This window comes from Streptomyces sp. NBC_00193 (assembly GCF_026342735.1).
Lineage (GTDB): Bacteria > Actinomycetota > Actinomycetes > Streptomycetales > Streptomycetaceae > Streptomyces > Streptomyces stoeckheimensis.
Genome location: NZ_JAPEMM010000001.1, coordinates 185,062 through 199,256, shown reverse-complemented (window position 1 = coordinate 199,256; position 14,195 = coordinate 185,062). Strand labels below are relative to the sequence as shown.

Below are 14,195 nucleotides of genomic sequence, written 5' to 3'. Positions count from 1 at the left end.
CCGGGGGCGGGTCCCGTGACCGACCGGGGGGCGGAACCCGCATCCGCCCCTGGGGTGGACCCCGTACCCGGCCCGGGGTCGGAACCCGCACCCGGACCGGGCCGGATCCCGTGCCCGGGCCCGGCTTCCGCACCGATCCCGATGACCGCTCGCAGCGACGGACCGTGATACCGACGATGGAGGCAGAGGCTGTGGTGAAGGACTGGTGGCTGTACCAAGGGACCGGCGAGGCCGCCGAGCGCCGGGCCAGGCTGGAGGCCGGACCGCCACCGCCCTGGCGGGACTTCGAAGGCGTCCCCGATCCCGGGTACACGCCCCCCGGCTGCGAGGGGCCGGCCTGGGAGCGGACCTGGCGGCGCGGCGAGGGGTACGTGCCCGACGAGTTGGAGAAGGACGTGGTCAACACGGCCCTGCACCTGCGGCGGCCGCTCCTGATCACCGGCAAGCCGGGGGTCGGCAAGTCCACGCTCGCCTCCAGCATCGCCGCCGACCTCGGACTCGGCCCCGTACTGCACTGGCCGGTCACCAGCCGGACCGTCCTGCGCGACGGCCTCTACCTGTACGACGCCATCGGCCGGCTCCAGGAGGCGGGGCTGGAGCAGCTGCGCACGCCCGGCGCCGAGCCGCCCGCGGCCCGCGCCCTGGCAGACTCCGCCCCCGACCCCGCCGCGGAGGGTGGTCCGTCCATCGCCCGATACCTGCGCCTCGGCCCCCTCGGCACCGCCCTGCTGCCCCAGGACCGGCCCCGCGTCCTGCTCGTGGACGAGATCGACAAGAGCGACATCGACCTCCCCGGAGACCTCCTCACCGTCTTCGAGGACGGCGGTTTCGTCATCCCCGAGCTCGCCCGGCTCGCCAAGGAGGCCCCCACCGTCGCCATCGGCACCGACGACGACACGGAGGAGGCCGTCAGGATCTCCCAAGGCCGGGTTCAGTGCCGGTACTTCCCCATCGTCGTGCTCACCAGCAACGGCGAACGCGACTTCCCGCCCGCCTTCCTGCGCCGCTGCGTCCGTCTCCACCTGGACCCGCCGGACCCCGACAAGCTCGCCCGCATCGTGCGCGGCCGGCTCGGCGTCGACATCGAGAACAGCGACGAGTACCGCGATCTGGTCCAGAGCTTCCTGGAGCGCGCCGAGGACGGGGACCTCGCCACCGACCAGCTCCTCAACGCCATCCAACTGCGCCTGGCCGGTGCCTGGTCCGCCCCCGGGGACCGCGAGCGCTTCCTCGACACCGTCATGCACCACCTCACCGGGCCCTCCGCGTGATCGAGAAGCTCCTCGCCGCCCTGGCCGAGGGCGCCGAGGACAACGGTCCGCGCCCCGGGGTCGGGGCGGAGGAGATCGCCGACATCCTGTGGCTCGCGACCCGGGTGGACGCGGCCGCCCGCGGCGAGCCTGCGGCGCCGCCCCCGGCGGCCGGACCCGAACCGGCCGATGACGGGACGGAGTTACCCGTCACGGCACGGGGCGGCGGCGGTAGCGGCAGCGGCGCCGGCGAACCAGGCGTCCAGTACTTCCCCGCGGCCGGATCCACCCCTGTTCCCACGGCCGGCCGGGCCGCGGGAGGCCGCGCACCCGCCGGCGCCCCCGGTGGCGGAGCCGGTGGCGGAGCCGGCGCCGCACCCGCGCCGGCCGTGCGCCGGGGCGCCGCCGTGCGGCTGCCGCGCGCCGCGACCCTCGACGACCCGCTCGCCCTGATGCGCGCCCTGCGCCCGATCGGTCGCCGCAGCATCGGCGGGCCGGGGGAGGAGCTGGACGAACAGCTCACCGTCGAGCGCAGCATCGAGCGGATGGTGCTCACCCCGGTCCTGCGCCCCGCCGAGAGCCGCTGGCTGGACGTGGCCCTGGTCGTCGACTCCCACCACTCGATGCTGCTCTGGTCCGACCTGGTGGAGGAGGTCCGCGGGCTCCTCACCCGCAGCGGGGTCTTCCGCGACGTACGGACCTGGCGGCTCACGGGCACCGGCCCCGGCGGCGTGCCCATGGTCGCGCACCATCGCGACAGCCCGCCCCGCAACCCCCTGGAGCTGGTCGACCCGGCGGGCCGGCGGCTGATCCTGGTGCTCTCCGACACGGTCGCCGGCGGCTGGCGCGAAGCCCCGCTGCGCGCTGTCCTGCGGCAGTGGTCGGCGCACAACGCCGTGGCCGTACTCAACGTCCTGCCCGAGCGGCTCTGGACGCGCGGGGCGGTCCGGCCGGTCCCCTTCGCCGTCCGCGCCGACCGGCCCGCGGCGGCCACCCGCTCCTGGCAGCGGGTCCCGATGACCCGGCGGGCCCGCGGCGGCGGGGCGGTGATCCCGGTCGTCGGCATCGCCTCCGGGAGCCTGGCCCGGCTGGTGCGGGTGGTGTCCGGCGACGGCCGCTGGCGGCGCCTCGCGTGCCTGCGCCTCGACGCGGAACCCGCGCGCGAAGCCCCGTACGGGACGGGGACGGCGCCAGGTGACCCGAAGTTCCCCCAGGACCCGCTGGAGGCGGTGGAGCGCTTCCGCGCGAGCGCCTCCCCGACCGCCCAGCGCCTCGCCGACCACCTGGCCGCCGTACCGCTCACGCTGCCCGTGATGACCCTCGTACGCCGCTCCCTGCTGCGGGACTCCGAGCACGGGCACCTCGCGGAGGTGGCCCTGGGCGGACTGCTCGCCCCGTGGGACGCCGAACAGCCCGCCGATACCGTCGAGTTCGAGTTCCTGCCGGGCGTACGGGAAGCCCTGCTCGGGTCGCAGCTGCGCGGTGACGTGGCCGCGGTGCGGGAGCTGGTCCGGCGGCGCGTCGGGGAGTACATGTCCCGCAACCGCGGCACCGGCCGCGACTTCACGGCGATCCGCCGCGGGTCCGGGGGCGGAGGCCGCCGCGAACTGGCGCCGGGCGCCACGCCGTTCGCCCAGGCCGCGGGACCGGTGTCGGGGCTGGCCGACCGGGTGGTGAGGGTCCGCTTCGAGTCCCCGGGGGAGCCCCTGGCGGTGGGCGTGCTGCTGTCGCCCCGACTGGTCCTGACGGTCGACGGGGCGTCCCCCACCCCGCGGACGGACGCCTTCGCCTGGGTCAGGGCCGGAGGCCGGGAGGTCCTGTGCCACCAGGCCTGGGGAGACGGGGCGGTGCCCCAAGCGCTCCTGCTCGTCTCCGACGTGGATCTCGTGCACCCGGCGGACTGGACGGAGCCGGCCTGGGCGAGCCCGGGGAGGCACCTCGTCGTGGACGGCACGACCGACCAGGGCGAGGCGGTGGCGCTGACCGGCGAGGTCCTCTCGTACCAGGGGGAGCGCAACGGGGAACTCGTCCGGCTGTCCGCCGAGCCGGAGGCCTGGACCCTCTACGTCGGCTCCCCGGTCTCCCAGGACGGCCTGCTGGGGGGCATCGTGCACACGGTGCTGCCGGACCGGATGGTGTTCCTGACCGGCCAGGCCCTGCTCGATCAGCCCGGGTTCAGCGAGGCCGTGGCGGCGTACGCGCGCGCCGGGACCGGTATCTCCGGCGTCTGCATGGCGGTTCGGCCCGCCGTGGCCATGGGGCCGGAGATCGTCGAGCTCCTCGAACTGGCGAGAAGGGACGGCGAGGTGCTCGGGCACCTGTCCGCGCTGGAGGACGGGGTCGTGCTCCTCCCGATGGCCGATCCCGGATCCCTCGGCAAGGCGGGGACGGTGCTGTCCGAACTGCCCGTGGCCATGTCCCGGCTGCGCGCGGGCTCCGGAGCGTGGGAGGTCCCGCTGGGAGTGGCGCTGGCCAGGGGGGAGTTCACGTTCGACGAGGAAGGAGTGCACGGACCGGCGGTGGAGGAGGCCCTGCAGCTGGTCCGCACCGCCGCGCTCGGGGAGCGGCTGAACGCGACCGGTGTGCGGGGGGCGATCATCCCCGTGACGGGCCCGTCGCTGCTCGATGTCAGCGGGCTGGCATCCCTCGCGGTCGGGCAGCCGGAGCCGGGACCGGTGACCGGCCCCCAGCGGCGCGGGTGGATCGTGCTCGACGACGCGGTCGAGGTGGGGCGGTTGCTGCGCGATGCCGAACTGATCATCGGCGATCCGGCCATCGGCTGGTCGCGGTGCCGGTACGGGAGCCCGGGAGATCCGGCCGGGTGCACCGGCATCCGTCTGCCGGGCCGCCCGCTCTGCCTGGCCCACGTGACGGAGCCGGACCGGACGAGGTACCTCGCGATGATGACTCCCGGCTCGCGGGTGGACATGCGGGGCACCACCTTCGCCAACGGCCTGCTCGGACGGCTGATGTCGGTGCTGCGCGACCCGGAGACGGGGCACGTGCGGATGGGGACCGCGCGGTTCGACCGGGCGCGCTTCGTCGACGACTGGGAGCTGGCGGGGAGCGAGTTCGAGGAGCGCGCTTCCTTCGACCGGGCCGTCTTCGAAGGCCGGGCGGCGTTCGACACGGCGCAGTTCAAGGGGAGCGCTTCCTTCGCGCGGACCGACTTCCGGCGCGGGGCGACCTTCGACGCTGCCGTGTTCGACCGCGAAGCGAGGTTCGTCAGGGCGGACTTCGCGGGCAATGTCGGATTCGTGGAAGCCGTGTTCGCCCAAGGCATCGACATGACCCGGGCCGAGGTGTGGGGCAGGGCGCGGATGGGCCGGATGCGGGTGCGGGGAGCCGCCGAGCTCGGGCATGCGATCTTCCGCGGCCACAACGACTGGAAGGGGAGCGCCTTCCGGGGACCCGCCACCTTCGCGTCCACCGTGTGGGGCTCCGGTGCGGTGTTCGACCGGGTCCGCTTCGAGGGTCCGGTCTCCTTCGACCACGCCACCTTTGCCGGAACGACGTTCTTCACGCGCACGTTCTTCGCGGACCGGGTGACCTTCGCCGAGACCGACTTCGCGGACCAGGGGGAGTTCCTGAACGCGACCTTCGTCGATCCCGCGGGGCTGCCCGACACGTGGCGGCCCCTCCTGCCTGCGTCGGGAGCCGCGACGTTCACCCGGGGTGGCGGCGGCGGAGGGTCGGAGCCTGCCGAGCTCTGAGCTACCCGCTCCGCCGGAGCAGGAAGAACAGGCTGGGGCCGAAGTTGAGGGCGGCCAGCGGGCTCTGGATGCGCTGCTCGACCGCCAGCAGGCGGTCCTCGCCGACGCTCCGCTTCAGCCGGCCGCTGCGCATGTTGGACACCGACAGCTTGTCCTCGACGCGCAGCCCGGCCTCCGCGAACTGCCGTACGACGGTGTCCGGATGGTGGTTGACGAAGGGAATGCCGCCCTCGGCGGCCTTCTCGGCGGAGCGGATGTCCACGGGAGCGCGCGGGATGCCGCGCAGCCGCTTCGCGTAGCGCAGCTTGTTCAGCATGTGCGCGGAGTTGGCCACCTCGATCAGGGCGCGGCCGCCGGGCTTCAGTACGCGCGCTATCTCGCGCAGCGTGGGGCCGGGGTCGGGGAGGTGGTGCATGACGCGGATCATGGAGACGAGGTCGGCCGATCCGTCGTCCAGTTCGAGGTGTCCGGGGCGCATGTGGTGCGCCGTGATCCCCGGATGGCCGGCCAGCAGCCGCCCGGCGATGGCCACGTGCTTGGCGCTCGGGTCGAACATCATGACCCGGTCCGCGTACTCCTTGAGGACCGGGCTCAACCGCCCGAACCCGCCGCCCACTTCGCAGACGAGTCCGTAACGGCTGTCGCCGATCAGGCGTGTGACCGCGGCTATCTCCGCCGCGTGCTCGTAGTCGCGCCCCTGCCAGTAGGCGACGTAGTCCTCCGACTCGTCGTCGTACTGGTCGCCCCGTGCTCCAACGTCGTCCATGTGCCGCCCCCCGATGTGCATGTGTGGCGCATCATCTCGGCGGATCCCGGGGGAGGCAACGGCTCCGGCGTGTGGATGCTGCGCGGATTCCCGGGTGCGGGGCCTGTCGGTCCCGCACCCGGGTCGCCACGGGCCGGGGTCAGGCGGTGGGAGGTACCCGTGCCGGGCGGCCTGCGCCGCGGGTCAGGCGGTAGCCGCCGATGCCCGCGAGGGCGGCGAGCAGGCCGCCGGCCGCCGTCCAGAGCCAGCGGTCCGACCACCAGGTGCCCGACCAGCCGTCGGCCGGGGCGATGCCGGACGCCGTACCGGCGCCGGGGACGAGCGGCGCGGCCAGGGCGTTGTCGGCCGCGTAGGCACCGCCGACGTCCTGGGCCTCGGCCCGCACGCGGGCCCGTACCGGCTGGCCGAGGTCCTCCGGCGCGAGGTCGGTGACCGTGAGGCGGAGGTAATAGGCGCCCGGCAGCGGGTCGTTGGCCCACTGATCGGCGCCCGAGCGGACCGGGCGCAGGGTGCAGGACAGGTCGACGGTCGCCGCGTCCTTGGCTGCCGTGCCGGTCTGCGTGCCGTACGTGCAGGGCTGGCGGCGGCGCAGACCGTCGTACACGTCGAGCTGCCACGTGGAGGCGGAGTGCCGGCCGGCCGCGGCGGGCAGGGTGACCGAGGCGCGCACGGTGGCGCGCTGTCCCGAGTCCAGGGGGAGCACCCAGTAGAGGTAGTCGCCGGTGGAGGCGTCGGCCGTGGCCCCCTCGCCCAACTGGAGCGGGGTGGCGGTACGGAAGGCCGTGCCGGCCTCGGTCGGACCCTCCGCGCCGCCGCTCGGGCTCGGCGACGGCGAGGCCGCCACCCCGAACAGGCCGCCGCCCACGAGCAGGGCGGCGGTCAGCACGCGGCGCGCGCGGCGTACGTGTCGTACGCGAGGGCCGGCCGGGCCGGTCGAGTGCGCATCGTTTCGTTCACGTCTCAGGGCACTCATCAGTTGGTCCTCCAGACCGAGATGCGCCAGCGGGAGACCCAGCCCCACACCAGTCCGGCGAGGAGGCCGGTGAGCGCCAGTACGCCGAGCAGCCACCAGCCGCGTCCGAGGCCGAAGGAGGCCACGTCGGAGGCCTCGTCCGGGCCGTCGACCACGTCGATGGTCAGCTCGACCGGCATGCCCGGGGTGGTCTTGACCGCGGCGGGCGCCGAGAAGGAGTTGCTGACCTGGAGGCACACCGTCTCGGCCGGCTCCTCGTCGTCGGAGCTTCCCGCCTTGGGGTAGCGCAGCCCGGACGAGATCAGGTCGGTCCGCCCGTCACCGGCTTCCTGGCCGCGTACGATCTCCCGGCCGCTCAGCGTCGTGGCGCGCAGCAGCACGCCGTAGTCGTTGTTCACCGCGCGGTCGGCGCCGATGCTGACCGAGGCCCGCAGCTCCTTGCCCGGCGCCACGGAGACCCGGTACCAGCGGTGCTCCGCGAAGCTTTCGCGGTCACTGTAGAGACCGGGCTTCAACTCCGGTGCTCCCGTGCACTGCTTGGCGCCCTCGGTGGCCACCGGATTGACCACCGGAGTGGCCGCACGGCCGACCAACTGCCTTACTCTGCCCGAGAGTTCGGCCGTGTGCTGTACGGAGGTGTACGTACCGCCGGTGGCCTCGGCGATGCAGATCAGCTGGTCGCGGGTCTTGGCGTCGGGGACGAGCCCGAGCGTGTCGATGACCAGGTGGATCCCCTGGGCCGCGATGTCCCGGGCCACTTCGCAGGGGTCGAGCGGGGCGCAGGTGTCCTCGCCGTCGGTGATGAGCACGATCCGCCGGGTGGCGTCGCCGCCCTTCAGGTCCTCGGCGGCTCCGAGCAGCGCCGGCCCGATGGGCGTCCACCCGGTGGGGGCCAGCGTGGCGACCGCCGTCTTGGCCTCGGTCCGGTCCAGCGGGCCGACCGGGTAGAGCTGCTTGGTGTCCTTGCAGCCGAGGGCCTTGTCGGGGCCGGGGTAGTTGGCGCCCAAGGTCCGTATGCCGAGCTGCACTTCGTCGGGTACCGCGTCCAGTACCTCGTTGAACGCCTGTTTCGCGGCGGACATCCGGGTCTGCCCGTCGATGTCCTGTGCGCGCATCGAGCCGCTGACGTCGAGCACCAACTCGACCTTGGGCGCTTCCTTGGCCACCGGTTCCCCGGCGGCGGCACCTGCCGGGAACAACCCGGCAGCGAGGGTGACGAACAGGCCGCACGCACTGGCCCTCACCCATCTTCTAGTGATCATCGCCGGATCGTATTGAGATTCCCGGCACCCACCAAACCGAGCACCTGTTCTGGAGGCGGCGGAGTCAGCGACGGAGTCAGTCGATGCGCTTGCGGAAGACCCAGTACGTCCATGTCTGGTTGGCGAGGACGACCGGGGTCATGAACGCGGCGACCCAGGTCAGGACCTTCAGCGCGTACGGGCTCGCGGCCGCACCGGCCACGGTCAGGCTCCGTGCGGGGTGAAGAGGCACGGGGTCGCCAGCGCGCCGAGGAGGGCGTACGGGTGGAGGAGGCCGAGGGGGGTGCCCGTGACGTTGCCGTCCGCGCCGATGGGAACGCCGCGTTCGTGAGGGTCGCGGGCGAGGAGCCCGGTGAGGATGCCTATGCCGAAGTCGAAGCCCTCCAGGAAGAAGTAGCCGAACCCCCACCAGGTCAGGTTGAAGGGCAGCCCGCCGGAGCGGGCGGTCAGGCTGCGGTGACCGACTGGCCGAGGGGGCCGACCTTGCCCAGCAGCAGGGTGCCGGCGCCGACGGTCATCAGGGCCATGGGGGGAGCACCGTAGAACTGCTACATGACGGGGTGGGCGCCGTGGGCACGGGCGTTGTCGCGGTGCCGCGCCCAGTGCACGGCCCAGGCGGCGCACAGCGCGAGCAGGAGCAGGGCCGCGCCCGCCCACACCACCGTGGCGGCGGCGCGCATCCCCGGGAACCGCAGGGGCAGGGAGGCCGCGGCATTGGCGACGATGCCGGTTCCCATGACCGAGGCGAACCAGTTCGGCCCCAGGTGCCGGAAGGCGTCGCGGGGGCTTTCGGGATCGCCCAGCAGCCGGCGCCGCGAGGGGGCGGAGGGTGTGGAACGTGCGGTCCTGGTGCTCATGGATCCACCATCTGCCGGTGCCACGCGCCGCGGTAGCGGCACCGGATCGATGCATCCATAGAATGACTCTATGCCCATCTCTCCGCGCGTCCCCGATCTTCCCGCCCTCGACCTGCTGCTCAGCGTCATCGAGCTCGGCAGTCTGGGGCGGGCCGCCGAGGCGCACGGCATCAGCCAGCCCTCGGCCAGCTCCCGCATCCGCTACCTGGAGAAGCTCGTCGGCCTTCCCGTACTGGAACGCTCCTCGCTCGGTTCGAAGCCCACCCCGGCCGGGGCGCTGATCGCGGAGTGGGCCCGGACCGTGATCGACGCGGCGCACGAGCTGGACGCCGGCATCGGCGCCCTGCGCGAACGGCGCAGCTCCCACCTGAAGGTCGCGGCCAGCCAGACGGTCGCCGAGTACCTGGTCCCCAAGTGGCTCATCGGGCTGCGGGCGCAGCATCCCGCCACCAGCGTCGCCCTCGAATCGGGCAACTCCGCCGAGGTCGCCCGGGCGGTCCTCGACGGTCGCGCCGAGCTGGGCTTCATCGAGAGCCCCCGCGCGCCGAAGGGGCTCGAAAGCCATGCCGTGGCCAGGGACCGGCTCCTCGTCGTGGTGGCGCCGACACACCCCTGGGCACGGCGCACCGCCATCACCCTCGACGAACTCGCCGCCGCCTCGCTGATCCAGCGGGAGCCGGGATCGGGGACGCGCACCGCCTTCGAGCGCGCGATCACGGCCCACCTGCCCGACTGGAAGCCCTCCGCCCTGCTGGAACTGGCCTCCACCACCGCCATCAAGACCGCCGTGGCCGGCGGTGGCGGCCCCGCCGTCCTCAGCTCGCTCGCCGTCGCCGACGAACTCGCCGCCGGCACCCTGCGGTCCCCGACGGTCACCGGCCTCGAACTCGGCCGCTCGCTGCGCGCCGTCTGGCCCACCGGCCGGCGCCCGACCGGCCCGGCCCGGGACCTGTACGCCATCGCCCGCAGGCAGCTCGCCGCGGGCTCGTAGATTCCCGAAGGTCATAGATTCGGTCTATGGATCCATCGATCCGTTGCCGCTACCGGGCCGGAACTCCCCGCCGGAGGATGAACACGTAAGCCTCCGATGAAGCAGGGACACCATGTACACCATCCTCTTCCTCCTGATCTCCGTATGCGTCCTGGCGGTCGTCCGTGACTGGCCAGGAAGGACACGGCTCCTGCTGTGGGCGGGAACCCTGAGCGTGACGCTCCTCGCGTTCCTCCCCCACCTCGACCGCGCCTTCGACCTGAGCTTCTGAGGAGGAGCAGGAATGTCCACCAACGTCACCGCCACCGCCACCGCCAACATCACCACCGCCACCGCCACCACCGCCGGGCTCCCGCACCGCCTCGGCCTCTGGTTCGCCCATGCCTACGTCCTCGGCATGTGCGCCACCATCGGCGGCGCCTACGTCTTCCAGTTCGGGCTGTGGGAGTACCCCTGCCCCATGTGCCTCCTGCAGCGGATGTTCATGCTGCTCAGCGCCCTCGGGCCCGCCATGATCATCGCCCGTTCCCGCAAGGGAGCGGTGACCAGCGGGGAGTTCGCCTCCGGCTGGGGCATCGCCATCGTCTCGGCCCTCATCGGCGGGACCGTCTCCGGCGCTCAGGTGCTGATGCACATCAAGCCCGGAGACCCCGGGTACGCCGGCGCTCTCTTCGGCCTGCACCTGTACACCTGGGCCGCCATCACCTTCTTCCTGGCCGCCCTCGCCGCCGGCGTCAACCTCGTCCTGGCCGATCGGGCCGCACCCCTGGACGCCGCGGCCGGCTCGCCCGCCCTTCGCCGCGCCGCCACCCTCACCCTGGCCGTCCTGGCCCTCTTCGCCGTCAGCAACTTCGTGGCCTGCTTCTTCCTGCAGGGCTTCCACTGGCAGATGCCCGGAGACCCCACCGGCTACCAGTTCTTCACCGACCTCTTCTGATCCCCCGCCTGCACGCCGATTCCCCGGCCGGCCACCCGGCCCGGCACGGGGAATCGGCGTGTGCGGAGCCCGCAGGCCCGGATCCGCTACGAGGCCGGGGCGAGGGTTCCCGCGAAGAGTCCGCGCAGCGTCTGGATCCCGGCCGTGAGCCAGGCCAGCACGAGGAACACGTACAGCCCGCCCGCGAGCCAGGCGCACGCGGTCAGCCCGGTGTGCCGGGCGAGCCCCTCCGCGCCGGTGACGCAGGTGCCGACGGGGAAGGTGAGGGCCCACCAGGTCATCGAGAACCCCATGCCGTGGCGCCGGGCCCGCAGGATCACCGCGCCCGCCAGCGCGAACCACAGCAGGGCGAACCCCATCGTCGGCACCCCGTAGAGCACCGCGAGCATCCGGAAGCCCTCGGCGTACGGGGCCCCGAGCACCTGCGGCGCGGCATCGGCGAAATTGTTCGCCGCCGTCGTGGACTGCCCCAGCGGGCCCAGGACCAGGAACAGCGTGGGCGTCAGGGCGAGCGGCAGCCGGGGGCCCGCCAGCAGGCGCGCGAAGATGATGGGCAGCAGGCACAGTGTCGCCAGCAGGCTCATGCCGAACATCGCGTAGCTGCCGAGCAGGAGGGCCTGCTGCCACTGGCCGGCCGGCAGGTGCGGGACCAGCAGGGGGCCGAGCGCGGCGGCGACCATGGGCGCGACCACGGGCAGGATCCAGACGGGTGAGGCGCTGCCGGGCTTCAGCTCGTGCCGCAGCGCCATCAGATAGGGGATGGCGGCGGCCACCAGCAGTCCGACGGCCGTGCCGGCGGTGTACAGCACCGCGTCCACGGCGACGGCCGCGCCCGGGCCGATCCAGTCCTTCCCGACCAGCAGCGTGCCCGCTCCCACGGCCAGGAGGGCCATGGAGAGGCAGCCGTAGAACGGCGCCACCGTCGGATCGAGCAGATGGGCGCGCGCCTGGTCGCCGTGGCGGGCCCAATGGACCGTCCGGGTGACGAGCAGCACCGCGAGCATCACCGCGGACAGGGCCCAGACCACCGTGCAGGCCGTACGCAGGCCAGGGATCTGCCACGGGAGGGCCACGCCGGCGTTGGCCACGATGGCCGTGCCCATCACGCTCGCGTACCAGTTCGGGCCGAGCCGCCGTACACGCGAGCCCGCGGGACCGGTCACGGTGGGGAGCGCGGGACTGGTCCGGGAGGGTGCGGTCATGTGTCAACGGTGACCCGCGCCGCTCAGCCCGACCAGTCGGCGTCCTGGCGGCCGGCGGGGACCTGGAGGCTTCCGTAGCGTTCCATGCGCTGCCAGCGCAGGCGCGATCCCGCGATGGCGGTGAACACGGACTGGATGACGACCAGGTACATCAACTGGCGGTAGACGAACTGCTGGAGCGGCAGGCTCCACAGCGGGCCGGGGTGTTCCTTGTCGAGGCGGAAGGCATAGAGGCCCATCAGGAGCTGGAGCAGCAGGAAGGCGCTCCACAGGCCCAGGATCCGCAGCGGGTCGAGGAAGATCAGGCCGAAGACCGCGGTGACGTCGACCACGGGGGCGAGCAGCGGCAGCAACACCTGGAACATCAGGAGGTACAGCAGCCCCCGGCGGCCGAGCTTTCCGGCCTGGCCCCGCTGGGTGAGGGCGCCGCGGTGCTTCCACATGGCCTGGAGGGTCCCGTAGCACCAGCGGTAGCGCTGCTTCCAGAGGGCGCCGAGGGTGGCCGGGGCCTCGGTCCAGGCCTTGGCCCGCTCCTCGTAGACGACGCGCCAGCCGTCACGGCACAGGGCCATGGTCAGGTCGGTGTCCTCGGCCAGGGTGGTGTCGCTGACGCCGCCCACGCGCAGGAGGGCCTCGCGGCGGAAGGCACCCACCGCACCGGGCACGGTGGGCATGCATTCGGCCAGGTCGAAGAGGCGGCGGTCGAGGTTGAAGCCGACCACGTACTCGATGTGCTGCCAGCGGCCCAGCAGGCCGCCGCGGTTGACGACCTTGGCATTGCCCGAGACGGCGCCGACGCGGCGGTGGGCGAACGGCTGGATGATCATGCGGACGGCGTCCGGTTCGAAGACGGTGTCGCCGTCGACCATGACGAGCAGGTTGCAGGAGGCCGCGGCGATGCCGGTGTTGAGGGCGGCGGGCTTTCCGGCGTTGCGCTGGCGGATGACGCGTACGCCCGGCAGCCGGAGGGACTCGACGATGTCGGCGGTGCCGTCGGTGGACCCGTCGTCGACCACGATGATCTCCACCGGATGGTCCGAGGCCAGCAGGGACCGGACGGCCGCTTCGATGCCCGCGCTCTCGTTGTAGGCGGGGACGATGATGCTGACCGGTTCGGTGACGGGGGCTCCCCACGGCACCCGGCGCTTGCGCACGTGGCGGCGGGCCGCGGTGAAGACGGCCACGGCGCGCAGCACGCTGATGGCGCCCGCCGCCCAGAGCAGCCAGGACAGCGCGCTCAGGACCCAGTCGCTGGCCCGCAGGGCGTAGATGAGGGAGGTTCCCTGCCAGGCGTCCACGGTCGCGGCCTCGTGCGTGGCCGCGGGAAGACCGGTCGCCTCGGTGACGGTGGTGAGCTCGAAGCCCGAGGCCTTCAGCCGGGGAACGAGGCGTTCGAGGGCCGCGACGGTCTGCGAGCGGTCGCCGCCCGCGTCGTGCAGGAGCAGGATCTGCCCCTCGGTGTCCGAGGGCAGGGAATTGGCCACGATCTGCTCGACCCCGGGGCGCCGCCAGTCCTGACTGTCCTGGGTGCTGAGGACGGTGAGGTACCCCTCGGTGCCGGCCTGGACGACGGAGTCCCAGGCGCTGTCGTTGAGCGCCTCGCCGGTCGAGGAATAGGGCGGACGCAGCAGGGGGGTGGTGACTCCGGTGGCACCGGCGATGACCAGTTGGCTCTCGCGCAGCTCCAGGGAACGGCGCCAGGGCGAGGCCGCCCCGAGGTCGGTGTGGGTGAAGGTGTGGACGCCGATCTGGTGGCCTTCGTCGACGATCCGGCGCGCCAGTTCGGGGTGGGCGGCGACCTGCGCGCCCACGGTGAAGAAGGTGGCGCGGACCCCGTTGCGCCGCAGGACGTCCAGGATCTGCGGGGTCCACCGGGGGTCCGGACCGTCGTCGAAGGTCAGGGCGATGGTGCGGGGCCTGACGGCCGCGGTCCGCCCCACGGACCCCTCGATCACCGGGCCGCCCGTCCGGATCTGCTCCGGGACGGTGTCCGCCGGACCCGGATCGCGGTGGGCTCCGTCGGCGGTGGTGTCGAACATGTGCGTGGCGTAGCCCTGGAGCAGCAGGGCCGCCGAGAGGGTCAGGACCAGGGTGGTCAGCAGCAGCCAGTGGGTGCGCAGGGGGACGTTGCGCACGGTGCTGTGCCGGCCGCGGGGGAGGCGGCGGTTCTTCGACAAGGGGAGGTGCTTCCTGCCTGTGCTGGTGCCTGTGTCGGTGCTGGTGCTTGAGCGGATGTGTGGGGAG

The 14,195-nt window shown here is 73.2% G+C and carries 10 protein-coding genes and 2 pseudogenes; 5 read left to right on the top strand and 7 right to left on the bottom strand.

Annotation, left to right across the window (positions count from 1 at the left end; genetic code table 11):
• Window positions 1–176: 176 nt before the first annotated feature.
• The gene (locus OG898_RS00865; protein WP_250744194.1) at window positions 177–1,271 is read left to right on the top strand and encodes a MoxR family ATPase; all 1,095 of its coding nucleotides are present in this window, start codon (window positions 177–179) and stop codon (window positions 1,269–1,271) included.
• On the top strand, window positions 1,268–4,963 hold the full coding sequence (locus OG898_RS00860) for an SAV_2336 N-terminal domain-related protein (protein ID WP_266954339.1): 3,696 nt from the start codon (window positions 1,268–1,270) through the stop codon (window positions 4,961–4,963). Before OG898_RS00865 ends, OG898_RS00860 begins: the two co-directional genes overlap by 4 nt.
• Before the next feature lies 1 nt (window position 4,964).
• On the opposite strand, the gene OG898_RS00855 is transcribed toward OG898_RS00860, so the two are convergent.
• From OG898_RS00855 to OG898_RS00835, 5 genes and pseudogenes are all read right to left on the bottom strand, one after another.
• Window positions 4,965–5,729: a class I SAM-dependent methyltransferase gene (locus OG898_RS00855; protein ID WP_266954338.1), complete on the bottom strand. Its 765-nt coding sequence runs from the start codon at window positions 5,727–5,729 to the stop codon at window positions 4,965–4,967.
• Window positions 5,730–5,868: 139 nt separating this feature from the next.
• Window positions 5,869–6,702, bottom strand: a complete 834-nt coding sequence (locus tag OG898_RS00850; RefSeq protein WP_250744199.1) for a hypothetical protein — start codon at window positions 6,700–6,702, stop codon at window positions 5,869–5,871.
• On the bottom strand, window positions 6,702–7,964 hold the full coding sequence (locus OG898_RS00845; protein WP_250744200.1) for a VWA domain-containing protein: 1,263 nt from the start codon (window positions 7,962–7,964) through the stop codon (window positions 6,702–6,704). The genes OG898_RS00850 and OG898_RS00845 overlap by 1 nt, the downstream gene beginning before the upstream one ends.
• Window positions 7,965–8,046: 82 nt before the next feature.
• Window positions 8,047–8,190, bottom strand: a pseudogene (locus OG898_RS00840) (cytochrome d ubiquinol oxidase subunit II); the annotation flags it as partial.
• Window positions 8,191–8,449: 259 nt separating this feature from the next.
• A pseudogene (locus OG898_RS00835) lies at window positions 8,450–8,821 on the bottom strand (C4-dicarboxylate ABC transporter); the annotation flags it as partial.
• Window positions 8,822–8,891: 70 nt separating this feature from the next.
• Here OG898_RS00835 and OG898_RS00830 point away from each other — a divergent pair.
• The 3 genes from OG898_RS00830 (at window position 8,892) to OG898_RS00820 (ending at window position 10,749) form a co-directional block, all read left to right on the top strand.
• Window positions 8,892–9,812 (top strand): LysR family transcriptional regulator, encoded by a 921-nt coding sequence (locus OG898_RS00830; protein WP_266954335.1) that lies wholly within the window; start codon window positions 8,892–8,894, stop codon window positions 9,810–9,812.
• 112 nt (window positions 9,813–9,924) lie between these two features.
• Window positions 9,925–10,083 (top strand): hypothetical protein, encoded by a 159-nt coding sequence (locus OG898_RS00825; protein WP_250744203.1) that lies wholly within the window; start codon window positions 9,925–9,927, stop codon window positions 10,081–10,083.
• A 12-nt stretch (window positions 10,084–10,095) separates the two neighbouring features.
• Window positions 10,096–10,749, top strand: a complete 654-nt coding sequence (locus OG898_RS00820; RefSeq protein ID WP_266954332.1) for a disulfide bond formation protein B — start codon at window positions 10,096–10,098, stop codon at window positions 10,747–10,749.
• An 86-nt stretch (window positions 10,750–10,835) separates the two neighbouring features.
• On the opposite strand, the gene OG898_RS00815 is transcribed toward OG898_RS00820, so the two are convergent.
• Window positions 10,836–11,951 (bottom strand): TDT family transporter, encoded by a 1,116-nt coding sequence (locus OG898_RS00815; protein WP_266954330.1) that lies wholly within the window; start codon window positions 11,949–11,951, stop codon window positions 10,836–10,838.
• A 23-nt stretch (window positions 11,952–11,974) separates the two neighbouring features.
• On the bottom strand, window positions 11,975–14,128 hold the full coding sequence (locus OG898_RS00810; protein WP_266954328.1) for a bifunctional polysaccharide deacetylase/glycosyltransferase family 2 protein: 2,154 nt from the start codon (window positions 14,126–14,128) through the stop codon (window positions 11,975–11,977).
• Window positions 14,129–14,195: the final 67 nt, after the last annotated feature.